This window comes from Helcobacillus massiliensis, assembly GCF_014191425.1.
In the GTDB taxonomy this organism is placed as follows: domain Bacteria; phylum Actinomycetota; class Actinomycetes; order Actinomycetales; family Dermabacteraceae; genus Helcobacillus; species Helcobacillus massiliensis.
Genome location: NZ_JACHWP010000004.1, coordinates 55,283 through 81,504 on the forward strand (window position 1 = coordinate 55,283; position 26,222 = coordinate 81,504).

Here is a 26,222-nt window from a genome sequence, read left to right on the forward strand (position 1 = left end):
CATGGAGAACGCTCCTTTCAGATGGTTGGGATACGGGGCGACCACCGGAGGAGAAGCCGTGCCACCGCCAGTTGTGTGGAGTCAGAAGATTTCGGCGTACCGCTTGCAGCGCTCTTCCATAGACGTGTCCTTGAACGTCTCGATCTCATGCTCCTTGATCGCCAGGTACGACTGCACGAGTTCCGGGGTGAACCATGATGACACCTCGCTATCGGCCTGGAACGCAGCGAGTGCCTCCGGCAGATCTTCAGGCAGCTGCGGCAGATCCTTGTGCTCCCCTTCGAGGTCCAGATCTCCCTGCACGACCTGTGCGGGATCCATGTCCTCACGCAGACCAGCGATTCCTGCGCGGAGGATCGACCCGAGCAACAGGTAGGGGTTGGCGCCGATATCGCCGCCTCGGAATTCGAAGTGCAGCTGGGGCGCGGGGTCCCGGCCTTCCATTTCATTCGTGGGCGTGATGCGCAGCAGCGCTTCGCGGTTCTGCAGCCCCATGAACGCCCGAGCCGTGGACCAGTTATCCGGGCGGAGCCGCTCACCGGAGATCACCAGGGGCGCGAAGATGGCAGTCATGCCGGGTGCATGGTGAAGGATTCCTGCCGCGAACTTGGCGGCTTTTTCCGACACGCGGCCGGGGCGGGAGGGGTCGTAGACAACCGGGTCGCCATCGAGCGTGGTGAGACCGAAGTGCACGTGAACCCCGGAGCCGCCTGCACCTGCTTTAGGCAGAGGGGAGAAGGTGACATCGCGGTGGTGGCCGGCAAAAACGGCACCAACGGTGTCTCGGACGAGCACGGCACGATCAGCTGCAGAGACCGCATCCGTTGGGCGGACGGTCACTTCGAACTGATGGGGGGCGTACTCCGGCAGCCAGTTCTCCGGTTCCGCACCCATTTTGTCGAGCGCGTTCATGATCTGAGAACCGATGGGTTCGAGTGATCGGTGCGCGGCGAGGGAGAACGGATGGGTGGGGGAATCATCCCCCAGGTCCGTGAATTCGTGCTCGAACGCGGCGGTGACGGTCAACCCGAATTCGTCCTCGAGCATCTTCACCGTGTCACGCAGGAACGTGCGGGAGTCTCCGGCCCACGGCGATCCGTCAGTTTCAACGATGTCGGTGAAGACGAGGGTGTGAGGCTCCTGGCCGGGGATGTCGGTGATCCGGACGGCTGAGGCGTAGTCGGGACGAAGGCGGCAGTCGCCAGTAGAACCGTAGGGCAGTCCGTGGACGATCTCGCCGAGGGGCCCGATGCCGAGGTTGGCCGGTACCCATCCCACGGACGATGTCTCATCGAAGTCTTCGGCTCTGACAGCGCGCCCCTTGGTGATGCCGGATAGGTCGCTGACAGCGAGGAATACGAGTTCGCCGGGGCGGGGGCGCACCTCGGGGGCGAGTGCTCCACCGGGGGTGTTCAGACCGTCGGCCGGGGTGTGGTGTGCGGGGTTCATTCGAGATCCTCCTGGGTGAGGCGCTCACCGATGCGATCAGCGAGACGCGGCTGGGCGATGACAATGATGAGGCCGAAGAGGCACCAGGCACCGGCGATCCAAGGGAACCATGTGTATGGGGCCTCTTGGCCGATGATCTGAACCGCGTAGACCCACACAAGGAATGCGAGGCCAAGTACGGGGACGATGACCTCCCATGCGGGGATGCGAGTTCCTGAGGTGATGGCGTACTTGATGATGCCGACCGACGTCATGGCATATGCAACAACCATGCACAGAGTGGCGATGGTGGCGTACCAGTAGTAGACATCCACCGCGGTGGCTCCGATGGCTGCAAGTGCGGCCGCGAGGACGACGGTGAGGACGACGACGGACAGCACGGCGATCGTGGGGACCCCGGTCCGGGCGTTTGTGCGGGCGAATACGGTGGGCCCGAAGCCGTCACGGGCGAGAGCGAACAGCAGCCTTGAGGCCGCAGCGGTGGATGACAGCAGCGATGCGAATGCAACGAAGAAAGCGATGACGCTGATGAGGACGGCGTACCACGAGCCGATGTAGGTCGCGGAGAGCTCAGTGAGCGTGGAGGCTGCGCCGGAGAACTTCTCGATTCCGGTTGCATCAGTGCCATAGCCGATTGTCTGGGCGAACATGACGAACGTGTAGATCGCACCGGCGATCACCACAGCCAGCAGTAGGGCCTTGGGCACGGTTCGTTTGGGGTCGTTCGTCTCTTCTGCGAGCGAGGTGCCGGACTCAAAGCCCGCCCAGGACAGAAAGCCGAATACGGACGCTGTCATGACCGCGGTGAGGGAAGCACTTCCGGGCAACAAGGTGGACAGATCGACGCCGGTTGTGACCGGAGCACTTCCGGAACCGACACGCGTCACAATCACCACGGAGAGAATGAGCATTGCAATGATGCCGACGAACCCGATAGCCAACAGTGTGCGGGCAGTCACTGCGGATTCGCGGATGTTGAGCAGTGCCACGAACACCGCGACGATGATCGGGACGACGATCCAGGTTCCGGCAGGAAGATGCAGGCCGAGCTCGGACAGCATGGCCTCGAAGAAAACCGCACATGCGCCGGCGATGCAGGCGGCGAAGAACAGGTATGTGCCGAGCAGGGCGAAGCCGCCGAAGAACCCAGCACGTGGTCCAAGGGTGACTCCTGCGAGTGCGTACACGGAGCCGGCATGGGTGACGTAGCGAGTGAGCCGAATGAATGCATAGGCGACGAGCAGTGTTCCGATGAAGGACACCACGAACGTGAAGGGGACACCTTTGCCCACAAGACCCGAGACTCCGATTCCGTTGAGGCTCATAGCCATGACCGGCCCCATGAAGCCGATGGAGATGGCGGAGACCTCGAGCGGAGAGAGCTTTCGGCGTGTGGAGAGTTGGCCTTCCTTGCCTGTTTCTGACGTCTGGGGACTTACCGATGATGCATGAGGCGCAGTTGTTCGGGTTGTTGGACGCTCTCGGTGAGCGCTGACGGATTCGGACATGGTGAGGGCCTTTCCGATGGACGGCGGGGGCGATGACTGCCCTGCCGATGGGGTCCGCGTTCGTGAGTGTAATGCAGGTTACATAAAGTGCCGGACGATGGCTAGTGGTGTCATGAATATTTCGGAGTCTGGTCGGCGGGGATGCGGGGACGGGACCGGTACCCTCGAAGGCACGTTGTGCAGGCAGGAGGAGAAGCGAATGGGCGCAAGTGACGGCGCTATGACGGGTGCCAGCGAGGACGGCGCCGCCGGAAGCAGCACCCGTAGCGTTGCTGAACATATCCGGAGCGTGATGCCGGATCTGACGCCGTCAGAGCGCAGCATCGCTCGCGCGCTGCTTGCCGCGTACCCAACGTTGGGGTTGGACACGGTGGCGAGTTTGGCAGCTCACGCGAAGGTGTCCGCTCCGACAGTGGTCCGCTTTGCTCGTCACCTCGGCTTCGACGGTTTTCGCAGTTTGCAGCGCGCGTTGCGCGAGGAATTGGCAGTGAAGAACCAGTCCAACCTCTCGCAGGCTGAAGCTCGAGGGGGCGAGCGGACCACTTTTGACCATGCGCGAGATGCCTACTTGACGGGCATAACCAGCACCTTTGCGGACAATGATCCGGCTGAGCTCGAAGCCGTTGTTGGCCTGTTGGCGGACGAGGGACGGCCCCTGCTCGCCGTGGGGGGTGCGTATTCAGGTGCGGTGACACGAACGCTGATTGCCCAATTGGCGCCAGTGCGGAGGAACGCTCGGGTGCTGGAGCCTCATGTGATTCTGTCGTCAACGGAGATGGCGGACGCTGCTGATCGGGGAGTCCTCGTCGTTGCGGATGTTCGTCGTTACGACCCTGAACTTGCCAAGCTTGCCGAGGCGGCCCATGGACAAGGGATCACGGTGGTTCTCCTGACGGATCCGTGGTTGTCGCCGATCTCCGCTTTTGCAGAGCGGCTGTTGACGGCGTCAGTAAAGGCTGCTGGGCCTTCCGATACCTTGGTGCCGATGTTGGCACTGGTAGAAGGCGTCTGTGAGCTGGTGGTGGAGGCGCGCGGAAAGTATGGCCTGGAACGTCTGCAGAGGGTTGAACAGCTCCGCTCCCATCTCGCGTGACCTCCCCACGCCCCGCGCTGATCCCGGCCCCGTGGGGTCCTCTTTTCGTTCCGGCCCCCTCCTTCCTGACCTTGCCCTGGGCGGGTCACGGTGCCCGGGCCACGGACCGTGTGCACTTTCCGACCATAATCGCCCTCCAACGCGCTGAATCCCGCGCTGCAGGGGTTTTTCGGTCGGAAAGTGCACGGCCGCTCTTCTCTCGCCAGCTTCGCGCCTCTCGCCCGCCCCTTCGGCCGGGACGGGAGGGCAGGAACCGGGCACCCCCTGGGCCGGGACGGGAGGGCAGGAACCGGGCATCCCCTGGGCCGGGACGGGAGGGCAGGAACCGGGCATCCCCTGGGCCGGGGGCGCGGGCGCGGACGACCCTGGCATGCGGAATACTGTTGGCATGTCTGAGCGTGAGTCACCGAGGCCTGCCCCGCCGATCTCCCGCCGCGCCGCACCGAAGCTCACCGATGCCCGCAAACGCGAACTCGCCGAGGCGTACCTGACGCAGGGCGCCGCCTACGATGCGCTGCGCCCCGGCTATCCGGACGCGGCCCTCGACCTCCTCGACGCCACCGCCCCAGACTCTTCCCGAGCCGCTGAAAGCCCGGCGCTGAGCCCGAGCCCGGCCGCCGCCCCAGACCCTTCCCGAGCCGCCGGCACAGCCCTGGACCCCGCAAAGCGCGCGGTCGACCTCGGCGCCGGCACCGGCAAACTCACCACCGCCCTCCTGAACCGCGGCTGGTCCGTGACGGCGGTGGATCCGAGCGCGGCGATGCTTGAGCTCATCTCCGACCCGGCACCCGGCCCCGCCTCCCCGGCCCACTCTGACCGTCCCGCCCTCACCCGCGTCACCGCCCCAGCCGAGGCCACGGGCCTGCCGGACGCGTCCGCCGATCTCGTGGTCGCCGCGCAGGCATGGCACTGGTTCGACTCGGCCGAAGCGACCGGGGAGGTCCTGCGGATCCTCGCGGCCGGCGGCACGCTCGGCCTGATCTGGAACACCCTCGACGTGACGATCCCGTGGGTGCACCGCTACTCCCGGATCATGCACGCCGGGGACATCCTGCGCGAGGGCTTCCGCCCCGAGGTCGGCCCGGGGCTCACACTGACGGGCCAGCACGTCATCACCTGGGAGGATCCGCGCAGCACCGACGAGATGATCCGGCTCGCTCTGACCCGCAGCTATACGGCGACGGCGGGGGAGGAGCGCCGGGCGCGGGTGCTCAGCAACCTCGACTGGTACATCCACGACCACCTGGGCCACGAACCCGGCTCCATGGTCGGCATTCCGTACCGCACGGACCTGTTCCTGTACCGCCGCGCCTGACCCGCCGGGTCACTTCAGCGCGATGCCGGTGACCTCCCAGGCCTTCTTCTCGGTGGAGTACTTCAGCGACACCGTGACCTCGCCCTTCGAACCGGGGTTCACGTGGCCCTCGTACTGCGGGTCGTCGATGAGAATGGACTTCTTCTCCGTGAACGGCGATGTGACCGTCGCGGTGTGGGAGGCGGTGGGGTCCCCGTCGGCTTTCTTCACTTCGGCCTTCGGGTCGGTGAGGGTGATGTCGCCGCCCACAACCCAGCCGCCCGCCTGGTGCAGCTGCGCGGAGTTCTGCATGAAGGCGCCGCATTCCTTGCATTCGGGGGCGATGATCTCGCCCCACTGGGAGACGTCGCCGGTGGCGATCATCGGCGGATAGGCGGCGAAGAGGTAGTCGGTGGTGGCGAGGGCGCCGGCGTCGGTGGGCTGCGACATGGCGGCGGGCGCGGCGGGCTTCTTCGTGGCGGTCGGCTTCGGCTGGGACGCCGGGTCGACCTTCTTCCGGCCGGCGTTCGGGTCGGCACTGGGGTCCTGCTGGCCGGCCTGCCCGCCCTGGCCGGAGCCGCTCGGGTCAGCGGGGGCCGACGGGTTCTGCTCGCCCGACGGGTCCGCGCCGCCGTTCAGGTTGGAGAAGCCGACGAGGCCCACCGGCACCACGAGGGCGAGGGCGCAGATGAGGATCACGATGCGCTGGGCTGATTTGCTCACTGCACCACAGTAGCGCCCGCAGGAGCAGGACAGGAGCCCGGGTTCCGCTGCCGGGGGCGTACAGTATCGCGGTGCACAGAATAGAATCAGCGTCATGACGCTCGTCCGACTCATCGCAGCGCACGCCCGTCTGTACCTCTCCTTCGTCATCGCCGTCATCGTCCTGCAGCTGGTTGCTGTGCTGGCGGCCCTGTACCTGCCCACGATCAACGCGGACATCATCGACGACGGCATCGCCCAGGGCGATGTCCCCACCATTTGGCGCCTCGGCGGCTGGATGCTGGCCGTCACGGTGGTGAACATCCTCGCGATGGTGGCGGCCAATTGGTGCGCCGCCCGCGTCGGCATGAGCGTGGGCCGGGACCTGCGCTCCGCGGTGTTCCACCGGGTGCAGGGGTTCTCCCGCCGTGAGATGGGCTCCTTCTCCACGGCGTCGCTGATCACGCGGTCCACGAACGATGCGCAGCAGGTGCAGATGCTCGTGTTCTTCGGCCTGAACTTCATCGTGCAGGCCCCGATCACCGGCATCGGCGGCGTGGTGCTGGCGCTGAACCAGGAGCCCGGGCTCGCGTGGCTGATCGCGGTGATGGTGCCGGTGATGCTGCTGGTGATCGGCGGCATCGTGTGGAAGAGCGTGCCGCTGTTCCGGCAGATGCAGGAGCGGATCGACGAGATCAGCCTCGTGCTGCGCGAACAGATCACGGGCATCCGCCCGCTGCGCGCATTCGTCCGCGAGGACTATGAGCGCTCCCGGTTCGAGGAAGCGAACCTCCGCTATGACCGGGTGAACAAGCAGGTGGGCAACCTGATGGTGCTGATCCAGCCGACCATCATGTTCCTGCTGTCGTTCTCCTCCGTGGTGGTGCTGGCGGCGGCGGCCGGCCCCGTGGACCGCGGGGAGATGCAGATCGGGTCGATCACCGCGTTCATCGCGTACCTGATCCAGATCCTCATCGCGGTGATGATGGCGACCTTCATGACGATGATGATTCCGCGGGCGATGGTGTCCGCGGAGCGCATCACGGAGGTGCTGCACACCGAACCGGCCGTGCATCCGCCGTCGGCCGACGAGATCGAACGCCCCCTCGACCCGGCCGACGGGACCCGCCAGGCCGACGGATCCGGCCCCGCCGACGGGGCCCGTCCCGCGGACCGGGTCACCCTCGAGTTCGACGACGTCTCCTACACCTTCGACGGCGCCGACCGCCCCGTGCTGAACCGCGTCTCCTTCACCGCCCACGGCGGACAGACGGTCGCGATCATCGGCGGCACCGGCGCCGGCAAGAGCACCCTGCTCGGCGCCATCACCCGCGCGTTCGACGTCACCTCCGGCGCCGTCCGCATCAACGGCGTGGATGTTCGCCGCGCCGACCCCGCGATGATGGACCGCGCCTTCGGGTACGTCCCGCAGCGCCCGTACCTGTTCTCCGGGACGGTGCGCTCCACCGTCGGCTTCGGCCGCGACGGCACAACCGACGAGGACATCTGGCATGCGCTCACCGTGGCGCAGGCTCGGGACTTCGTGGCGGCGATGCCGCAGCAGCTGGACTCGCCGATCTCCCAGGGCGGCACGAACGTGTCCGGTGGGCAGCGGCAGCGCCTGTCGATCGCGCGGGCGCTGGTGGGCCGGCCCCCGATCTACCTGTTCGACGACTCGTTCTCCGCGCTGGACCTGAGCACGGATGCGCGCCTGCGGGCGGCCCTCGAACCGGAGACGCGGGACGCGCTGGTGGTGATCGTGGCGCAGCGCGTCTCCACCATCGTGGACGCGGACCTCATCCTGGTGCTGGACCACGGCGAAGTGGTGGGCCGCGGCACCCACGAGGAGCTCATGGCCGACAGCGCCACATACCGAGAGATCGTCGAATCCCAGGGCGGGATCGACGGCGCAGGCGAGAGCGAAGAGGTGCGCGCATGAGCGCCGACGAGAAGGACACGACGCGGGGCCTGCGCCCGGGCCAGAAGTCGAAGAACTTCCTCCCCTCGGCGAAGCGGCTGCTCGGACAGATGCGGTCGGAGCGCCCCATGCTGATCGCCGCGATCATCACCGCGGTCGCGTCGGTCGCGCTCGCGGTGGTGGGCCCGAAGATCCTCGGCCGCGCCACGGACATCATCTTCTCCGGTGTGATCTCCAAGCACCTGCCGCCGGGCACCACGAAGCAGCAGGTGATCGAGCAGGCCCGCGCCGCGGGCAACGAGAAGTTCGCGGACATGCTCGGCGGCATGGAGCTGAACCCGGGCCACGGCATCGACTTCTCCGTTCTGTGGGCGGTGCTCGGCCTGGTGACGGCCCTGTATGCGGTGTCCGCGGTGCTGAACTGGCTGCAGGGCATCCTCCTGGTGCGGGTGGCGCTGCGCGTGGTGAAGCGCCTGCGCCGGCAGACGGAGGAGAAGATCCACTCGCTGCCGCTGTCGTACTTCGACCGCACCTCGCGCGGTGATGTGCTCTCGCGCGTCACCAACGACATCGACAACATCCAGCAGACCCTCATCCAGACCATCGGCGGCATCGTCACGAGCCTGCTGACGGTGATCGGCACGATCGCGATGATGCTGTGGATCTCCCCGCTGCTGACTCTGATCGCGATGATCGTGATCCCGCTGGCCGGTGTGATCACCGCGGTGGTGGGCAAGCGCGCCCAGAAGCTGTTCGCTGAGCAGTGGGATGCGACCGGCAAGGTCAACGGCGAGGTGGAGGAGGCGTTCTCCGGCCATGACGTGGTGTCCGTGTTCGGCCGGGAGAAGCAGATCGCCGACGAGTTCGAGCGGGAGAACGCGGAGCTGTTCCGCGCCAGCTTCGGCGCCCAGTTCGTGTCGTCGCTGATCATGCCGCTGATGATGTTCGCGGGGAACCTGTCCTATGTCGCCGTCGCTGTGGTGGGCGGTCTGCGCGTTGTGAGCGGCCAGCTCACCCTCGGTGATGTGCAGGCGTTCATCCAGTACTCGCGGCAGTTCACGCAGCCGCTGAGCCAGCTGGCGTCGATGGCGACGATGCTGCAGTCCGGTGTCGCCTCCGCGGAGCGCGTGTTCGACCTGCTCGACGAGCCCGATGAGATCAGCGACGCCGCCACCGCCGAACTCGCTGCCCGCGCTGCGGTGTCCGCGCCGGCTGCGCCTGCCCCGTCGGCCACCGGCGCCGAGGCGGGGGAGGGGCCGACGGGCTCCACTGCGGTCACCGCCCTGGACGCCGACACTGCCCCCGCCGACCAGGTGGGCCGCGGCCGGGTCGAGTTCCAGCATGTTGCGTTCTCGTACGCGAAGGACCGCCCGCTGATCACGGACCTGTCGCTGACGGCGGAGCCGGGCACCACGGTCGCAATCGTGGGGCCGACGGGTGCCGGCAAGACGACGCTCGTGAACCTCGTGATGCGGTTCTACGAAGTGGATGCGGGCCGGATCCTGTTGGACGGCGTGGACACCCGCGCCCTGACCCGCGCGGACCTGCGCTCGCGCACCGCGATGGTCCTGCAGGACACGTGGCTGTTCGGCGGCACCGTGCGGGAGAACATCCGCTACGGCCGCCTGGATGCGACCGACGCCGAGGTGGAGGCCGCGGCGAAGGCGGCGTGCGCGCACGAGTTCATCATGCAGATGCCCGGCGGGTACGACTGCGTCCTGGAGGATGAGGGAACCACCGTCTCTGCGGGGGAGAAGCAGCTGCTGACGATCGCGAGGGCGTTCCTCGCAGAGCCCGAGCTGCTGATCCTCGACGAAGCCACCTCGAGCGTGGACACGCGCACGGAGGTCCTGGTGCAGGAGGCGATGAGCCGTCTGCGGTCGGGGCGCACCGCGTTCGTGATCGCGCACCGGCTCTCGACGATCCGCGACGCGGACCTGATCCTGGTGATGGAGCACGGTAACATCGTGGAGCAGGGCGACCACGACTCCCTGATGGCCGCCGGTGGGGCATACTCACAGCTGCACCGCTCGCAGTTCGAAGCGCCCGCCGTTGACCTCGACGAGCAGGAGGCCGCCGAGGAGCCCGACCACGGGCCGGCCGGTGACACCGCCGCGGCCGCGGTGCCCGGCAGCGTCGAGGACCCGTCGGCCGGTGGGACCCCGACGCCCGGAGCCGGTCCGGGCCGCGCACCGGAAGGGGACTGAGCCGTGCAGTCACTGGTCGGATTCACCAACAGCACCAACCTCATCGAGGTGCAGCTGGTGCTGGCCTCGTTCTTCTTCTGCTCCCTGATCGGCATTGAGCGGCAGGTGCGGCAGAAGGCGGCGGGCTACCGCACGAACGTGCTGGTGGGAATGGGCTCGTGCGCGTTCACGCTGATCTCCGCGTACGGCTTCGCGATGGTGCTGGGCAATGATGTGACGCTGGACCCGTCGCGCATCTCAGCGCAGATCGTGTCCGGCATCGGCTTCCTCGGCGCCGGCGTGATCTTCAAGGGCCGCAACGTGGTGCGCGGCCTGACCACCGCCGCGACCGTGTGGGTGTCCGCCGCGGTCGGCATGGCGTGCGGCGCCGGCATGCTCAGCCTCGCCGCCGTGGTGACGTTCCTGCACCTGTTCACCCTGTTCGTGGTCGCGCCGATTGTGAAGCGGATCCCGGACCCGGACCGGAAGCGCCAGCTGTTCGTCTCCTACCGCGACGGTGAGGGCGTTCTGCGGGATGTGCGCGCCACGGCGACCGACATGGGGTTCTCCTCCTCCATCATCTGCTCGCGCCGCATCGATGATCCGAACGGTCGGCGCATCGACATGGACATCCAGTTCCACGGCCAGCGGCCGCAGCAGCACCTGATGGCGCCGCTGATGGAAGTGGATGGGGTGCTGCAGGTCAGCATCGGCACCGACTCCGAGGGCAACCGCGACGACGACGAAGCCGACTGAGCGTCAGCTCAGAGGAGGTCGCCTTCGGCGAGGGCGAGCAGGTTGCCTTCGGTGTCGAAGAACCGCTGGCCACGGCTGCACAGCGCCAGGTGGACCACACCGCCCACCAGTTCGCCGCCGTGGCGGGTGACGGCGTCGGAGGCGGCGTCGAGGTCGTGCACCCCGATCACGAACTGCGGGAAGTTCCACCCCTTATGCCGGTTGTACGGCTGCTGCGTCATGGCGCGGGCGGGGCGCTGCTGGGCGACGCCGTCGATCCCGGGGGAGCCGGGGCCGGTGGTGATGCCGTAGAGGGGGCTGCCGTACCACTCCGTCCAGTCCTCGAAACGCCAGTTGAACAGGGCGGTGTAGAACGCGCTGAGCCGGTCGAGATCGTGTGCGGAGAGGTGGAAGCGGGCCACGCGGTTGATGGAGCTGTTCGGCCTGGGAGCGGGCCGGGGAGGGCATTCACAGGTGTGCGAGGCGTGCTCGGAGCACGGCAGATAGTGGGTCATCACAGGTCCGCTCCCTCAACCAGGATGAGACCGTTGCCGTCCGGGTCGCGCAGGCGCTGGCCCCGCGGGAACGGTTCCACGTCGACCAGGTCCCCATCGGGGACGGCCCCGTTTCGGATTGCGATGCGCATCGTCTCCTGAATGCTCTCCACAGCGATCATCAGGTGCGAGAAGTCGATGGCGTCTTCGGGCTCGGACTGGGTCTTGAACAGGTCGTGCCGGGGGATGAGGACTCCGTCGACCCCGGAGGTGCCGCTGCCGGTGCGCACACCGAGACAGGGAACGGTCGAGTACTCGGACCAGTCCTCGAAGGTCCAGCCGAACACTCGGGCGTAGAAATCGGCGAGGATCCGTGGCTCGTCAGCGAGCAGGATGAACCGCGTGACACGGTTATGGGCGTTGCGCGCTGTGCCGGGGTGCGTACTGTTCATGGTGCTCTCGCTTCAGAAGCGGATCGATGGGCGTTGTGTCGATCCTGGCAGAGCCGACCGCCCGTACCCCCTCATTCGACCGCAATGTCCGAAATCGGGGACGCCATTCACGCTGTGGGGCGAGATCGACGATAATCTGTGTCACCCATCCCACACCGGCGTGGCAGCCATGTCGAGCGCTTCGCACCGATCAGTCGGCGAAACCGCCTGCTCAGGCCATGTGCGGCCCTCAGATCGCGACCAAAGTCCCGATTGGGCGCGCCGTCGGCCCGCGCCGGCCTCCTGCGCCGCCCGCCCCGTTGACAGGAGAGCACCGTGCCCCACCGCCCAGCCACAGCCCCGCTGCGCGAGCTCACCGCCGACGCCCTGGTCATCGGCCATGGCCTCGCCGGCCTCGCCGCCGCCGCTGAGCTCGCCGATGCCGGCCGCAGCGTGGTCCTCCTCGACCAGGAGGGCGAGCAGGACCTCGGCGGGCAGGCGTTCTGGTCCTTCGGCGGCCTGTTCATGATCGACACTCCCGAACAGCGGCGCCTCGGCGTGCGCGACAGCCCGGAGCTCGCCCACCAGGACTGGATGGGGTCCGCGCAGTTCTCCGCCGCGACGCATGATGTCCGTCCTCGGCAGTGGGCCGAGGCGTACCTGCACTTCGCGCACGGCGAGAAGCGCGCCTGGCTGCGCCAGATGGGCCACCGCATCTTCCCCGTGGTCGGGTGGGCGGAGCGCGGCGGCACCTCCGCTTCCGGCCACGGCAACTCCGTGCCCCGCTTCCACATCACCTGGGGCACCGGCGAGGGCATCGTAGAGCCGTTCGAACGGCGCGTCCGCCAGCACCGGGAGGCCGGCCGCATCCGCTTCGCCCACCGGCACCGCGTGGAGCACCTGGAGGTCTCCGGCCGACGGGTCCTCGGCGCAGCCGGGTCCGTCCTCGCGGCCGACCGTTCCCGCCGCGGCGCGGCCAGCACCCGCGAAGTCATCGGCGAGTTCACCGCCCGCGCGGACGCGGTCGTCATCGCCACCGGCGGCATCGGCGGAAACCCGGACCTGGTGCGCGCCCTGTGGCCCGCGGACCTCGCAGACATGCCCCGCCACCCCGTGATCGGCGTGCCCGCCTACGTGGACGGCTCCGGTTTGCAGGTCGCGGAGGCCGCCGGCGCGCACTGGATCAACAAGCAGCGGATGTGGCACTACACCGAGGGGATCCGCAACTGGAACCCGATCTGGCCCGGCCACGGCATCCGCATCCTGCCCGGCCCCAGCGCCCTCTGGCTCGACCACACCGGCCACCGGCTCGACACACCCGCCTACCCCGGCTTCGACACCCTCGCCACGCTGCGCCAGCTGCGCGAGCGGGGCGGTGAGCACTCCTGGTTCATCATGACCCGCGCCATCGCGGAGAAGGAGATCGCACTGTCCGGCAGCGAACAGAACCCGGACATCACCGGGAAGTCCTGGGCGAAGGTCGCCCAGCGCATCAGGCCCGGCGCACCCGACCCGGTGCAGGCGTTCCTCGACCGCGGGGAGGACTTCGTGCAGGCCACCGGCCTGGAGGAGCTGATGGATCTCATGGAGCCGCTGAGCGACGGGCCCCTGGACCGCGCTGCGATCACCGCCGCCGTTCATGAGCGCGACAACCAGATGGTGAATCCGTATGCGAAGGATCCGCAGGTGGTGGCGATCCGGGGTGCGCGACGATTCCTGGGGGATCGGCTCGTGCGCACCGCGTCCCCGCACCGCCTGCTGGATGCGTCGGCCGGCCCGCTGATCGCGATCCGCCTGCACACCCTGCTGCGCAAGACCCTCGGAGGTCTGGAGACCGATCTGGGCGGGCGCGTGCTGGGGGCCGACGGGGCCGTGATCGACGGGCTCTACGCCGCCGGCGAGGCGAGCGGGTTCGGCGGTGGCGGCATGCACGGACTGAATGCGCTCGAGGGGACGTTCCTGGGCGGGTGCCTGTTCAGCGGACGTGAATCCGGTCGCTCTGCGGCCCGCGACATCGCCTGATCGGGGCGCGCACTGCATAGACTGCCGACGCAACGAAAAACTATGCCACCAAGTGAATGACTATGTGGCGATGTTGGCAGGAGAGAAGCGGTGCCCCACCCCACCATCACCGGTGCGTCCCCATCGCGCCGCGCCCTCATGCGCGGCCTGATCGGCGCCGCCGTCGGCCTGCCCGCCGCCGGGGCCGTCACCGGCTGCACCACCGCCTCCGTCACCCTCGCGAAGGAGACCAACGCCGTTCCCGAGGTGGACCTCAGCCCCATCGCCGAGGTCCCCGAGATCGCGGCCCTCGTTCCGGAGCACATCCGCTCCAAGGGGACCCTCGTCAACGGCTGCGCCGCGAACTACGCGCCCGGTGAGTTCCTCTCCAACGGTGAACCCGTCGGCTACGACATCGACGTCTTCAACGCCATCGGCCGAGTCCTCGGCATGGGAACCCGCACCGACAACGCCGTGTTCGCCCAGATCATCCCCGCGATCGGGTCGAAGTACGACCTCGGCATGTCCGGCTTCACGATCAACGCCGAGCGCCTCGCCGCCGTCAGCATGATCTCCTACTTCGAAGCCGGCATCTCCTACGCGGTCGCGACCGGCAACCCCTACCGCATTGATCCGTCGGCCCTGTGCGGCACCACCCCCGCCGTCCAGGTGGGCACGTACCAGGAGGAGCTGGTGCGCGCCGCGGACCAGGAGTGCCGCGATGCCGGCGCCGACGGGCTCCGCATCCTCGCCTACGAGTCCAACAACGACGCGGTCACCAACGTGGCCGGGAAGAAGGCGGACATCTTCATCGCCGATTCCCCCGTCACCTCCTACGCCATCGCCCGCTCCCGCGGCACCCTGGAGCAGATCGGGGACATTCAGGAGTCGGCGCTGAACGGGATCGCCGTGGCGAAGTCGGAGCCGGAGTTCGCCGAAGCGGTACGAGCCGCCGTGCAGCACCTCATCGACTCCGGGCACATGCTGCGCATCATGCAGGCGTGGGGCACGGAGTCCGGCATGATCGACAACGCCGAGATCAACCCCGCAGACGCCGGATGACTATGCACCGCCCGGGGCCGCACCACCGGCCCGCAGCCTCCCGACCCGCCACCGACTGGAAGTGACCACCGCATGACCACCCCCGAGCAGGCGCCCGCTGATCGCGCCGGGACCGCCGACGCGATCCCCGGCCGCATCCGCGCCCGCGAAGCAGCCCGCCCCGGCACCTGGATCGCGGCGGTGATCGTCGCACTGATCGCCGCCGCACTGATCAACTTCCTCATCACCAACCCCGTGTTCGAATGGGGCATCGTGGCGCAGTACATCCTGGATGTGAAGATCATCCAGGGCGTGGGCTGGACGCTGCTGCTGACGTTCACCTCGATGCTGCTGGGCACCGTGGTGGCGCTGATCGCCGCGGTCATGCGCCGCTCCGATAACCCGGTGCTGCGCCTGGTGAGCTGGGTGTACATCTTTGTGTTCCGCGGCACCCCCGTGTACACGCAGCTGGTGTTCTGGGGCCTGTTCACGGTGATCGTGCCGAAGATCGCGGTGGGTGTGCCGTTCGGGCCGGAGCTGTTCTCGTTCTCCACCCGCGACTACTTCACCGGGTTCCTCGCCGCCGTCCTCGGCCTCGGCCTGAACGAGGGCGCGTACCTCGCGGAGATCGTCCGCGCGGGCCTGGGGTCGGTGAACCGGGGGCAGACCGAGGCGTCGAAGGCGCTGGGGATGTCGAATTCGCTGATCCTGCGGCGCATCATCGTGCCGCAGGCGATGCGGGTGATCATCCCGCCGCTCGGCAACGAGACGATCGGCATGCTGAAGACCACCTCACTGGTGCTGGCGGTGCCGTTCACCCTGGACCTGACGTTCGCCTCGAACTCGATCTCCACCATGCTGTTCAAGCCGATCCCGCTGCTGATCGTGGCGGCCCTCTGGTACCTCGCGGTCACCAGTGTGCTGATGGTGGGCCAGTTCTACCTGGAGCGGTACTTCGGCCGCGGCTTCGATGACCGTGCCCCCTCCCGCTCGCGGCAGAAGAACATCAACCGCGCGAAAACGACCCCGAAGGACCCCCTGCCCCAGGTGGAGCTGTGATGACTGAGAATCCCAACACCCCCGCTGCGTCCGAGCCGCAGCAGCGCCCCCTGGTGGAGCTGCGCGGCGTCCACAAGGAGTTCGGCTCCCTGCCTGTCCTCAAGGGCTGCGACCTGACGGTCCGCGAGGGCGAGGTGACCGTCCTGATCGGCCCGTCCGGCTCCGGCAAGTCCACCCTTCTGCGGTGCGTCAACCAGTTGGAGATCCCCACGGCCGGCGCCGTCTACGTGGACGGCGTGCTGCAGGGCTACCGTGAGCAGCCGCTGGCCGACGGGCGCCTGCAGCGTCTGAAGCCGAAGGAGATCGACGCGCAGCGCTCCCGCATCGGCATGGTGTTCCAGCGCTTCGACCTGTTCCCGCACCGCACTGCCCTGCAGAACGTGATGGAGGCGCCGGTGCACGTGAAGGGCATGCCGAAGGCCCAGGCGCAGGCGCAGGCCCGCGACCTCTTGGCTCGTGTGGGCCTGGCTGAGCGGGCCGATCATTACCCGAGCGAGCTGTCCGGTGGTCAGCAGCAGCGGGTGGCGATTGCGCGTGCGCTGGCGATGGAGCCGGAGGTGATGCTGTTCGATGAGCCCACCTCGGCGCTCGATCCGGAGCTGGTGGCGGAGGTGCTGCAGGTGCTGAAGGACCTCGCGCAGCAGGGCCTGACGATGATCGTGGTGACGCACGAGATCGGGTTCGCCCGCGAGGTCGCCGATTCGCTCGTGTTCATGGACGACGGTCAGATCGTGGAGCAGGGGCCGGCGCGTCAGCTGATCGACGCTCCGCGCTCAGAGCGGCTGAAGGACTTCATCCAGTCGGTTCTGTGAACCGCTTCGCCATCTCGTTGAAGTGCAGGCCGTCCACGAGGGGGCGGTTCGCGCCGAGGGCGGGCGGGAACGCCGTGCGCTTCCCGGTGGCGGTGAAGCCGAGCCGCTCGTACCAGGCCTGCAGTTCGGGCCGGTGGTCGAGGATGTTCAGCACCACGCCGGGGAAGCCGCGTCGGCGGGCCTCGTCCTCCAGGGCGGCGACGAGGGCGCGGCCGATGCCGTGCCCCTGGGCCGACGGGTCCACCGCGAACAGGCCGAGCTCCGGCATGTCGTGGCCGGGGTGCATCTCCAGCATGATGCAGCCGTCGATCGAATCCGCCCTCGCGCCGGTCGTCGCGGATTCGGCCGCGGCCCCGTCGGCGCGGGCCTCCTCGCCGGCCCGCCAGCGGTAGCCGCGCGCCAGGAGCAGGCGCATGGTGGGATCGGCGATGAGGGCACGGACCTCCTCGGCGTTGGTGCGGTCGCCCTCCACGAGGCCCTGCTCGGTGGTCCAGGAGCCCTCGAGCTGCAGCCGATAGGCGCGCACCACCATCGAGGCGATGGCGTCGGCGTCGCTCACCTCGGCGGGCACGATGCGGCCGCGGGGCTGCTCGCCCGCGCCGGCGGTCCCCGCCATCACTTCTCCGTCCTGCCGTCCGGCAGCAGACCCCGGTCGCGCAGGCGCGTCACCAGACCGAACCCGGTCGCGGAGCTGATCCACGGGATCCGGCGCTCAGCGAGGACGCCGCGGGCCTCGTCGGTGGGCTGGGCGTCGGGGGAGCGGCCATCACCGGCGTCCTCTGCGGCGCGGGCCTCGGCCGCCACCTCACTGGTGCCGTGCAGGGTGTGGTGGTCCTCTGCGCGCTGCTGATCATCGGCATGATCGGCGCCGTCCTGGGCGTCGTCGCGGATCTGGGTGCGCATCGCCGAGGGGTGCGGCAGCTTCGGAATGAGCGACAGCAGTGAACGGCCCGCGGCACCGACGGCGCGCAGCGGGTGCCGCCCGCCCTCGGCGAGCTGGTGCTGGTCGGTGGACAGTTCGCGGATCAGCACGGCCTTCACGTGGTCCGGGTGGGTCGCCACGAAGTGGGAATACGTCTCGGGGTCGTGCTGGCCGTCGTCACCGATGAGGATCCACTGCATGGTCGGGAACATCTCCGCCAGATTCGCCAGCGATCGGCGCTTGTGCTGCGAACCGGACCGGAAGAACCCGGTGTTGGTGGGGCCCCAGTCGGTCAGCAGCAGCGGGCCCACCGGGTAGCCGTTCTTGAACAGGAAGCGCGCCAGCACCGGTGCCACGTTCCACGCCCCGGTGGACAGATACACGAACGGCAGGCGGGTGCCGGGCGTGGTCGCGCCGATGCCGGGCACGGACCCGGCACCGGGGCCGCGGTCATCGCCCTGCGAGATCGAATAGGTGCGGCGCAGCAGCTGGTACAGCACCGGCATGCCGGGCACCACGCGGCGCGCGGTCTGCTGCACCACGAACGCGTTCCAGGCGGCGAGCAGAGGGCGCGGCAGCAGCGTCACCATGACGGTGTCGTCGATGTCGGAGACCACGCCGAGGCGCTGCTGGGAGTCGTCGATCACCGTGATGGTGGTGGTGACGGTGTTGTCCCGCAGGGCGGGACGCTGCGTCTGGTGGGAGCCCTTCGGGGCAGCCGACGGGTGCGCCGACCGCATCCGGATCTCGTGGATGCCCGGCTCCAGTTCGGCGGGGAGGGTGGCGTCGATGATGCCGGAGCGGTCCGCCACGACGGTGACCGTCTCCACGCCGGACACCGTCGGCAGATCGATCTCGACCGCGTGGTGCGCCATCGGCTGGCCGAGGAAGTTGCGGAAGCCGCGCACCGCGAGACCGCGCATGTCCTGCACCGGTTGGTCGTGGTGGTCGGCGCCGGTGCCGGCGCGGCCGTACAGGACCTTCCCGAGGATCCGCACCTGTGTGAGGGACCCGTAGCCGTCGTACGGCTGCAGGCGCGGTTCGAACCCGGCGCGATCGAGCACACGACCGACCACGCGGTTCTTCGCGTCCTCCAGGCGGGCGGCCCAGAAGGGGCGGACCTCACCGGCGCCGTCAGCGGGAACAGGGGTGGGCGTCATCGTGATGGTCGGGGCGGCGTTCTCTCAGGCAGACGGATCAGAGGGGGCGGGCCATCTTGATCCACGCGGACTTCGGGTCGTCCTCCGAGACGGTCCAGCGGTCACCGGTGTCGGTGAAGCCGAGTGCCTCGTACATCTTCACCGCCGGGTTCGACGGCGACACGTACAGCGTCACCACCGAGGCGCCGTCGTTCGCAGCCCACTCGAACACGGAGTCGGCGAGCTCACGGGCGACACCGGACTTGCGGAAGTCGGCCTGCACCCACATAGCCTGCAGTTCGCGCTCCTCCTCGGGGGAGTCCGCTTCGTGGCGGGTGGTGACAACGCCGATCGGGTCACCCTCTTCGAGGGCGAGGAACCATGCCGATTCGGCGACGCGCTCCTGCCACACCGAGTCGGGGTAGGCGGATTCGGTCTCCCAGGACTGGCCGAAGGCGTAGGGGTCGGCGCTGAGAGCGCGCAGTCGGATCTCGCGGACCCGCGGCCAGTCGGTGTCCTGGGCGTGAATGATCTCCGGCATGGGCGGCCTTCCTGGTGTTCGTGCTGGTCTTTCGTATCCCAGCCAGTGTACGGGAGAAGTCCGCGAGCACCAGGAGTTCCAGGGCCGGCAGGGTCTCTTTTGGGCATCGACTCCGTGAACACCGGACGGCGCCGGGTCGACCGGGGAGGGACGCCGAGGCAACACCGCCGGGACTTGGGGCGTCGCGCGGCGGCGGGGCGTCTGGAACAATGACCGGATGAACAGGTTCCGGGTCCTCACCGTGTGCACGGCGAACGTGTGCCGGTCGCCGGCCGCTGCCGCCGTGCTCGCAGCCGCGGTCGATGAGGCAGGGCTGTCCGACAGTGTCGAGGTCGGGTCCGCCGGCACCACCTGGGAGGCCGAGGGCATGCCGATGGATGATCGGACCGCCGCGGCTCTTCAGCGGGCCGGTCACCGCGCGGACCTGCACGCGGCGCGAACGGTGCACGTCAATGAGCTCGCCCAGTGGGATCTGGTGCTGGCGATGACCCTGAACCATCGCGAAACCCTGCAGCGGCAGGTGGAGGCGGCGCCGGAGCTGTGCGCAGGCACCGAGGTTCGGATGTGGGGAGCGTTCGATCCGGCGATGCCGGAGGGCGCCACCGGCAGTGACCTGGACGTGCCGGACCCGTGGTACGAGGATGATCCGGCGTTCGATGAGATGGTGGCGCGCCTGGAGCGCGCTGTGCCGTCGCTGCTGGACGCGATCCGCAGCCGCCTCGACTGAGCATCCCGCACCGCCCCGGGTGCGAGCCTGTGCTACTTGCGGCGCGCCCGCAGCGTCATATAGGCCGTGGTGCCGGAGACGAGGAAGCCCAGACCCACGGTGGACAGCATGATCACGCGCACCTGACCGAACCCGTTCTTCTGGGTGGCCCAGGAGTTGATCAACCGGTCGAAGGCATTGCCCTCATCGGTGCTCGGCACCGCCACCACCCCCGACGGTGCGATATCGGCGGTCGTGTCAGGGCGCGGCGCCTCAGCCTCCGCGGGCTCCTGCGGCGCGGCTGGGGGCTGGCCCGGGCCGCCGTCACCCGCGGCGACGCCCGCCTGTGCCTGGGAGTCGTCCTGATTGCGCTGGAACTCTCCGCTGCGGGCCGCCGGTGCCTGCTCTTCAGCGGCGCGCTGACGGGCCTGCTGCTCCCGCTCCTGCGCAGACAGAGTGCGCTCCGGGCTCGGCTTCGCCGCGTCCCCCTGATCGCGGGGCTGACGCTCCGGCCGCGCCTCCTCCGGCTTCTGCTTCGGATTCCGAGTCGGCGCCTCCGGCTGCGGCTCCGCCGTGGGCGTCTTCTCCGGGGCGAGCTTCGTCGGCTTCTCAGTCGGCTTGTCCGTCGGGGACTCGGTGGGCTTGTCGGTCGGCTTTTCGCTCGGCTTTTCGGTGGGGTCCGACGGGGCGGGCTTCGTCGGCGTCTCAGTCGGCTTGTCGGTCGGGTCGGACGGGCTCGGGCTCGGCTTGTCGGTCGGGTCGGACGGGCTCGGGCTCGGCTTGTCGGTCGGGTCGGACGGGCTCGGCGTGGGCGTCGGCGTGGTCGTGGGATCCGACGGGCTCGGAGTGGGCGTCGGGCTCTCCACCGGGTCGCTGTCCGGGCTGGTCTGCTCATCCGGAGGAGTCGGAGTCGGCGACGGCGACTCGATGGGCTCCGCGGGCACCAGGTCGATCCACGGGATCGAGGTCGGTTCCTCGCCGGCCGTTGAGTCGGAAGTGGACGGCGTCGGGGTTTCCGTAGGCTGTGGCGTCTCCGGTGCGCTCGTTCCTGGACGCTTCTCGTTGTTCCGCCCGCGGTCAGAGTCCCCAGAATCGCTGATCTTCCCGCTCACAGTGGGACCGTCCAGCGCAGTCGAGCGGTTCAACGATGCCTCCACTGCGGCAGCGGGCCGGTGCTCTGCAGGCCCAGGAGCCTCTGCAGAGGCTGTGGTGGGCACGACCAGGGCGCCCAGCGCCGCAGCGGACACAGACACGTGCAGGGCCGCTTTTTGGGTGCGGTGACGCGCAGCATCGTGGTTCATACGAACCCCCTTCGCGCGCGGAACGCACCGATCGTGGACGACTGCTCTACCGCTCCAGCCTAGGGGCTGGGCTCGGACATGTCACGGGGTGATGGTCTCGACCGTGCCTCAGGACACCGCCACCGGCGGCACCCGTCGGCCCCTCCGGTCAGCCCTTCAGCGCCCGATCCACCACGTCCTGCGCCGCGGCCTGCACCTGCTGCAGGTGCTCCTCGCCGCGGAACGACTCGGCGTAGATCTTGTAGATGTCCTCCGTGCCCGACGGGCGCGCAGCGAACCACGCCGACTCGGTCAGCACCTTCACGCCGCCGATCGGGCCGCCCGCCGGAGCCTCAGTCAGCACCGTCTCCACCGGCTCACCCGCCACCTCGGTCGCGGTCACGTCATCCGGCGACAGCTTCTTCAGCTTCGCCTTCGCCTCGCGATCCGCCGGCGCCGACAGGCGACCGTAGGCCGTCTCACCGAACTCCTGAACGAGCTCCAGGTAGTGCTGATGCGGGTTCCTGCCCGTCACCGCGGTGATCTCCGACGCCAGCAGCGCCATGATGATCCCGTCCTTATCGGTGGTCCACACGGAGCCGTCGCGCCGCAGGAACGACGCGCCCGCGCTCTCCTCACCGCCGAAGCCGACGGACGCTTCCAGCAGCCCGGGCACGAACCATTTGAAGCCCACCGGAGTCTCCCGCACCTGACGGCCCAGGCGGCCGCCCACCCGGTCGATCAGCGAGCTGGACACCAGGGTCTTCCCGATCGCCGCCTCCGCCGGCCAGTCCGGTCGGTTCGAGAACAGATAGTCGATCGACACCGCCAGGTAGTGGTTCGGGTTCATCAGCCCGCCGTCCGGGGTGACGATGCCGTGCCGATCCGAATCGGCGTCGTTGCCGGTGGCGATGTCGAACTGGTCCTTCTTCTCCAGCAGCGACGCCATCGCCTGCGGGCTGGAGCAGTCCATCCGGATGATGCCGTCCGCATCCAGGGTCATGAAGCCCCACTGCGGATCCACCTGCGGGTTCACCACCGTCAGATCCAGATCGTGCATCTCCGCGATCTGCGCCCAGTAGTCCACCGCGGCGCCGCCCAGCGGGTCCGCGCCGATCCGCACCCCAGCACGGCGGATCGCCTCGATGTCCACCACGTTCGGCAGGTCCTGCACATAGTGGAACAGGTAGTCGTGCTTCTGCGCTGTGTGCAGCGCCTGCGCACGCTGCATCCGCTTCACGTCCTTCAGACCGCCCGCGATGAGCTCATTGGCGCGGTCCTGGATCCAACTGGTGGCATCCGTGTCCGCGGGGCCGCCGTGCGGCGGGTTGTACTTGAAGCCGCCGTCGCGCGGCGGGTTGTGGCTCGGGGTGATGACGATCCCGTCGGCCCTCGAAGGATCGCTCGCGCCCTTGCCGCGGTTGTGGGTGAGGATCGCGTGCGACACCGCAGGGGTGGGGGTGTAGGTGCCGAGCGCGTCGATCAGCGCGGTCACGCCGTTGCCGCCCAGCACCTCCAGAGCCGTATCGAACGCCGGCTGGCTGAGTGCGTGCGTATCGCGACCCACGTACACCGGGCCGCGGATGCCCTGCTGGGCGCGGTACTCCACGATAGCCTGCGTGGTCGCGGCGATGTGGTCCTCGTTGAAGGCCGTATCGAACGAACTTCCGCGATGCCCGGAGGTTCCGAAGGCGACCCGCTGATCGGGGTTCTCCGGGTCGGGGTGCTGGTCGAAGTATGCGTCGATGAGGGCTTCGACATCGATGAGGTCGCCTGCTTCGGCGACCCTGCCGGCGCGAGGATGCATTCCACTCTCCCTAGAACGTCAGTGCTCCCTACGGTACCCACCGTCGCCGCCCTACGGTGAGCAGGGTGCACGGTATGAGACGGCCCGGCCCGGTCCCCGCGCAGGGAACCCGACCGGGCCGTCGGATGCTGTGATCAGGCAGCGGCCTTCGAGCGGCCGGCGGCGCGCACGATCATCACGATGATGCCGGCGATCAGCAGGCCCACACCCAGCAGGCCCACACCGATCGCACCGAGCAGGAGGCCACCGGCCCCCATGAACGAGCCGATGCCCACCGGGCCGATCACCATGATCGGCTCCGTGACGCCGGAGCAGGTGACCGTCATGGAGGACCCGTCCTCGGAGAAGAACGCCTGCTTCGCGGTGGAGTACTCCACGCCGCCGACCTCGCCGATCGTCTCCGTGTTCGAATCGGTCTGCGGGGCGATATCGTTCCCGTCCTGGTCAACAGCGGTGCAGGATGCGGTGGAGAGGTCCTTGGTGGCCACCGCCGGCATCACCACAGCCATGCCGTCGGTCGTGACCGTGTAGGAGCTCTCGCCGCCGGACACGGCCGAGCCGTTCACCGTGTCACCGGCGAACTGGTCCGCCATGGAACCGATCGAGTTGCCGAACATCACGAGCGACACGATGAACATGGCGATGCTCGCCAGCGTCAGCACACCGCCGATGATCGTCAGGATGATGCCCACCGGCTTCTGCTTCTTGCGCGGGCCGCCCGGGCCGCCCGTCGGCAGGCCGGTCGGGCCCATGCGGTGGTCGGGGTGCGCCGGAGCGTACTGGCCGAACGGCGAGGTGGAGTTCTGTCCGAACTGCGAGGCGGACGACTGGCGGAAGCCGTGGGCCGACGACCCGGCGCCGCTCGCCGGCGCCGAGGACCCGAACTGGGACGCGGACGACTGGCCGAACTGGTGATCCATCGAGCCGGAGAAACCGTCGAACCCCTCACCGGAGGCCGACGGGTGCGATGCCGACCCGGAGAAGTCCGGCTCACCACCGTTCGCCGACGGCTGGGACGGGCCGGGCAGGCCGAAGGAAGGACGGCGGGACTCGTCGTCCTGGGGGCCGAACTGGTTGCTGGACATGGGCTTCTCCTCAGACAGCGGAACGGGATGCGCAGGCCGCTCACCGGCCGCGCGAACACCGCGAGTCTAGGTGATGCCGACGGCGCCGGCCGTCCTCCGAAAGTAGGGTGAGCGGTCCGCTGGTTCAGACCAACGGTGCCACCAGGCCGGCCCCCAGCAGCGCCGCCAGGAAGCAGAACCCGGGGGTCAGCACCCAGAACGCCGCAATCCGCATGAACAGGCCCCAGTTCACCTGGCGCCTCGACACCGCCATCGCACTTCCCGCGATCGACGACGTGATGGTCTGCGAACTCGACACCGGCACCTGCATACCGAACGCCACCACGTACAGTACGAGCGCCGTGGACGTCTCCGCTGCCAGCCCCTGCGGGGTCGACAGGTCAGTCAGGCGCCGCCCCAGTGTGCGGATGATGCGCTTGGCTCCGGCCAGCGTTCCCAGGGCGAGGAACAACGGCACCGCCACCATCACCAGCAGCGGGACGCGCATCTCCCCGTCTGCCACCACATGATCGATCGGGGTGCCGCCGTGCGCCGCCAGCGCCACCAGGATGATCCCCATCGGCAGGCGGCCGTTGTTGATGCCGTGGCCCAGCGCCACGGTCGACGCTGACAGGGTCTGCAGCAGTCGCAGATGGCGGGTGCGGCCGATCTCCCGGCTGGTGAAGGACGCGAGGACGTGCGTCAGCGCGAAGGACAGGGCCATGCCCATCACCGGTGCGAGCAGCAGAGGCGCCACGAAGAGCGCCACCGCCAGTGCATCAACGCTGCGATGGCCGGTGGCGACCATGGCGCCGAGCAGGCCGCCGAAGATCGCATGCCAGGACGACGACGGGATCCCCGCCAGCCACGTGATCACGTTCCACAGGATCGACACCAGCACTGCCGAAGCCAGTACCAGCCCGAAGTGCGGGCCCGCGTTCTCCATGAACGCGGGCAGGCCGGCTATCGACACCAGCGTGGTGTCCACGGTGATGAGGAATGCGACCCCGAGAACCGCGCCGAGGCCGTTGAGGACTGCGGCGATCCGCAGAGCGGTGTGCTCCGGAAGGTTCTTCGTGACGATCGTGGTGGACATGGCGTTCGGGGCGTCGTGGAAGCCGTTCATCCACGCCATCGCGAGCGCACTCGCAATGACGACCCCGAGCATGCCGAGGGTCACGAATCCTTCACCCTCAGCAGGTCGACGGTCTGGGCCACTGCCTGGTGGGCGTGAGCGATCTCCTCCATCGCCGCAATGATCTCCCGCGTGCGCAGAACCCCCAACAGGTCCGGTGTTTCCATGGTGGATGTCGACACGCTGCCCACGTTCGGGGCGCCCTGCGCGGCACGGGCCCCCGCCTGTTCGTTCTCCGGCGGCGAGGGGCGCAGCAGATCAGTCAGGGCACGGCGCAGCAGCTCCTGCACGTGGGTGTCCATGCGGCGCATCTCGTCGTAGAACGTGGACAGCGCCGCCACATCGGACATCTCCCAGGTGGCCTCCACGGTGTGCCCGGCGGCGCGCTCCAGCACCGTCGCCGCATCGAGCAGGCGCGGCGGCAGCGACCCCATGCCGAGGCGCACGGTCAGGTCTGCGGTGCGATGGATCTGCGCCGCCACGTTCGACATCCGGTGCGACAGCTCGTGCAGGACCTCCGCTTCGAACGGAGTGATGAGGGAGACCGCGAGGATGTTCGCGATGCGGCGGGTCACCTTCGCGGCGTCCGCGGCGCCCTTCTCGATCGGTCGGATCAGGGCGGGCCGCTCCGAGGGGGCCTCACCGAACGCCCGCGACAGGGCCTCGCTGCTGACCACGAGGATCTGGGAGAGATCGCCGAAGAGGTCGTAGATCGATTTCTGGTGCTTCGGCGCGAACAGACGCATGGAATGTCCAGTCTGCAGTCGGGGCGATGCGGCGCCGCCGGCCACTGCTTCGTGGTGCACGCGCGATGGCGGGGCTCGGCGGAGTGATCGGCGGTCGGGGAGGATGACGTTGACGCGTCGGGCCGGGAGCGCCTGTCGGCGCGAAGGCCGCTCGAAGCG

The 26,222-nt window shown here is 68.6% G+C and carries 23 protein-coding genes; 10 read left to right on the forward strand and 13 right to left on the reverse strand.

Going from position 1 to position 26,222, the window contains the following annotated elements:
• Positions 1-81: 81 nt before the first annotated feature.
• Complete coding sequence (locus tag FHX50_RS08015; protein ID WP_183376424.1) at positions 82-1,449, reverse strand: type I glutamate--ammonia ligase; 1,368 nt, start codon at positions 1,447-1,449, stop codon at positions 82-84.
• The gene (locus tag FHX50_RS08020) at positions 1,446-2,957 is read right to left on the reverse strand and encodes an APC family permease (RefSeq protein WP_183376426.1); all 1,512 of its coding nucleotides are present in this window, start codon (positions 2,955-2,957) and stop codon (positions 1,446-1,448) included. Before FHX50_RS08020 ends, FHX50_RS08015 begins: the two co-directional genes overlap by 4 nt.
• 199 nt (positions 2,958-3,156) lie before the next feature.
• Here FHX50_RS08020 and FHX50_RS08025 point away from each other — a divergent pair, with 199 nt between their 5' ends.
• Both FHX50_RS08025 and FHX50_RS08030 read left to right on the forward strand, forming a co-directional pair.
• Positions 3,157-4,050: a MurR/RpiR family transcriptional regulator gene (locus tag FHX50_RS08025; protein WP_183376428.1), complete on the forward strand. Its 894-nt coding sequence runs from the start codon at positions 3,157-3,159 to the stop codon at positions 4,048-4,050.
• A gap of 388 nt (positions 4,051-4,438) precedes the next feature.
• On the forward strand, positions 4,439-5,365 hold the full coding sequence (locus FHX50_RS08030; RefSeq protein ID WP_183376429.1) for a class I SAM-dependent methyltransferase: 927 nt from the start codon (positions 4,439-4,441) through the stop codon (positions 5,363-5,365).
• A 9-nt stretch (positions 5,366-5,374) separates the two neighbouring features.
• Here FHX50_RS08030 and FHX50_RS12275 read toward each other — a convergent pair whose 3' ends face one another.
• Positions 5,375-6,067 (reverse strand): DUF6318 family protein, encoded by a 693-nt coding sequence (locus FHX50_RS12275; protein ID WP_183376430.1) that lies wholly within the window; start codon positions 6,065-6,067, stop codon positions 5,375-5,377.
• A 94-nt stretch (positions 6,068-6,161) separates the two neighbouring features.
• On the opposite strand from FHX50_RS12275, the gene FHX50_RS08040 reads away from it, so the two are divergent.
• The 3 genes from FHX50_RS08040 to FHX50_RS08050 are packed head-to-tail and all read left to right on the forward strand — an operon-like array spanning position 6,162 to position 10,906.
• Positions 6,162-7,985: an ABC transporter ATP-binding protein gene (locus FHX50_RS08040; RefSeq protein ID WP_183376431.1), complete on the forward strand. Its 1,824-nt coding sequence runs from the start codon at positions 6,162-6,164 to the stop codon at positions 7,983-7,985.
• Positions 7,982-10,171, forward strand: coding sequence for an ABC transporter ATP-binding protein (locus FHX50_RS08045; RefSeq protein WP_221187285.1), 2,190 nt, complete (start codon positions 7,982-7,984; stop codon positions 10,169-10,171). Before FHX50_RS08040 ends, FHX50_RS08045 begins: the two co-directional genes overlap by 4 nt.
• Before the next feature lie 3 nt (positions 10,172-10,174).
• On the forward strand, positions 10,175-10,906 hold the full coding sequence (locus tag FHX50_RS08050; protein ID WP_183376432.1) for an MgtC/SapB family protein: 732 nt from the start codon (positions 10,175-10,177) through the stop codon (positions 10,904-10,906).
• Positions 10,907-10,914: 8 nt separating this feature from the next.
• Here FHX50_RS08050 and FHX50_RS08055 read toward each other — a convergent pair whose 3' ends face one another.
• Entirely contained in the window at positions 10,915-11,400 is a 486-nt protein-coding gene (locus FHX50_RS08055; protein WP_183376433.1) for a VOC family protein, read from the reverse strand.
• The gene (locus FHX50_RS08060; RefSeq protein ID WP_183376434.1) at positions 11,400-11,831 is read right to left on the reverse strand and encodes a VOC family protein; all 432 of its coding nucleotides are present in this window, start codon (positions 11,829-11,831) and stop codon (positions 11,400-11,402) included. The genes FHX50_RS08055 and FHX50_RS08060 overlap by 1 nt, the downstream gene beginning before the upstream one ends.
• A 315-nt stretch (positions 11,832-12,146) precedes the next feature.
• On the opposite strand from FHX50_RS08060, the gene FHX50_RS08065 reads away from it, so the two are divergent.
• From FHX50_RS08065 to FHX50_RS08080, 4 genes are all read left to right on the forward strand, one after another.
• Positions 12,147-13,832 carry an FAD-binding dehydrogenase gene (locus tag FHX50_RS08065; protein WP_343064068.1) on the forward strand — a complete coding sequence of 562 codons (1,686 nt, stop codon included), beginning with the start codon at positions 12,147-12,149 and terminating at the stop codon, positions 13,830-13,832.
• Between the two features lie 90 nt (positions 13,833-13,922).
• The gene (locus FHX50_RS08070) at positions 13,923-14,873 is read left to right on the forward strand and encodes an ABC transporter substrate-binding protein (protein WP_343064069.1); all 951 of its coding nucleotides are present in this window, start codon (positions 13,923-13,925) and stop codon (positions 14,871-14,873) included.
• 72 nt (positions 14,874-14,945) lie between these two features.
• Complete coding sequence (locus tag FHX50_RS08075) at positions 14,946-15,911, forward strand: amino acid ABC transporter permease (protein ID WP_183376435.1); 966 nt, start codon at positions 14,946-14,948, stop codon at positions 15,909-15,911.
• Positions 15,911-16,723 carry an amino acid ABC transporter ATP-binding protein gene (locus FHX50_RS08080; protein WP_183376436.1) on the forward strand — a complete coding sequence of 271 codons (813 nt, stop codon included), beginning with the start codon at positions 15,911-15,913 and terminating at the stop codon, positions 16,721-16,723. The genes FHX50_RS08075 and FHX50_RS08080 overlap by 1 nt, the downstream gene beginning before the upstream one ends.
• Here FHX50_RS08080 and FHX50_RS08085 read toward each other — a convergent pair.
• The 3 genes from FHX50_RS08085 to FHX50_RS08095 are packed head-to-tail and all read right to left on the reverse strand — an operon-like array spanning position 16,704 to position 19,325.
• A complete protein-coding gene (locus FHX50_RS08085) occupies positions 16,704-17,339 on the reverse strand; it encodes a GNAT family N-acetyltransferase (protein WP_183376438.1) in 636 nt (211 codons plus the stop codon). The two genes, FHX50_RS08080 and FHX50_RS08085, sit on opposite strands and share 20 nt — an antisense overlap.
• On the reverse strand, positions 17,339-18,805 hold the full coding sequence (locus FHX50_RS08090; RefSeq protein ID WP_221187286.1) for an App1 family protein phosphatidate phosphatase: 1,467 nt from the start codon (positions 18,803-18,805) through the stop codon (positions 17,339-17,341). Before FHX50_RS08090 ends, FHX50_RS08085 begins: the two co-directional genes overlap by 1 nt.
• A 37-nt stretch (positions 18,806-18,842) precedes the next feature.
• On the reverse strand, positions 18,843-19,325 hold the full coding sequence (locus tag FHX50_RS08095; protein ID WP_183376440.1) for a GNAT family N-acetyltransferase: 483 nt from the start codon (positions 19,323-19,325) through the stop codon (positions 18,843-18,845).
• Between the two features lie 217 nt (positions 19,326-19,542).
• On the opposite strand from FHX50_RS08095, the gene FHX50_RS08100 reads away from it, so the two are divergent.
• Positions 19,543-20,052: an arsenate reductase/protein-tyrosine-phosphatase family protein gene (locus FHX50_RS08100; protein ID WP_183376442.1), complete on the forward strand. Its 510-nt coding sequence runs from the start codon at positions 19,543-19,545 to the stop codon at positions 20,050-20,052.
• Between the two features lie 32 nt (positions 20,053-20,084).
• Here FHX50_RS08100 and FHX50_RS08105 read toward each other — a convergent pair whose 3' ends face one another.
• The 5 genes from FHX50_RS08105 to FHX50_RS08125 all read right to left on the reverse strand — a co-directional run bounded on the left by FHX50_RS08105 (position 20,085) and on the right by FHX50_RS08125 (position 26,063).
• Positions 20,085-20,975 carry a hypothetical protein gene (locus tag FHX50_RS08105; RefSeq protein ID WP_183376444.1) on the reverse strand — a complete coding sequence of 297 codons (891 nt, stop codon included), beginning with the start codon at positions 20,973-20,975 and terminating at the stop codon, positions 20,085-20,087.
• 505 nt (positions 20,976-21,480) lie between these two features.
• Complete coding sequence (pgm, locus tag FHX50_RS08110; protein ID WP_183376446.1) at positions 21,481-23,118, reverse strand: phosphoglucomutase (alpha-D-glucose-1,6-bisphosphate-dependent); 1,638 nt, start codon at positions 23,116-23,118, stop codon at positions 21,481-21,483.
• 134 nt (positions 23,119-23,252) lie between these two features.
• A complete protein-coding gene (locus FHX50_RS08115; protein ID WP_183376448.1) occupies positions 23,253-24,203 on the reverse strand; it encodes a hypothetical protein in 951 nt (316 codons plus the stop codon).
• 124 nt (positions 24,204-24,327) lie between these two features.
• The gene (locus FHX50_RS08120) at positions 24,328-25,362 is read right to left on the reverse strand and encodes an inorganic phosphate transporter (protein WP_183376450.1); all 1,035 of its coding nucleotides are present in this window, start codon (positions 25,360-25,362) and stop codon (positions 24,328-24,330) included.
• Positions 25,359-26,063, reverse strand: a complete 705-nt coding sequence (locus FHX50_RS08125) for a DUF47 domain-containing protein (protein ID WP_183376452.1) — start codon at positions 26,061-26,063, stop codon at positions 25,359-25,361. Before FHX50_RS08125 ends, FHX50_RS08120 begins: the two co-directional genes overlap by 4 nt.
• Positions 26,064-26,222 lie beyond the last annotated feature (159 nt).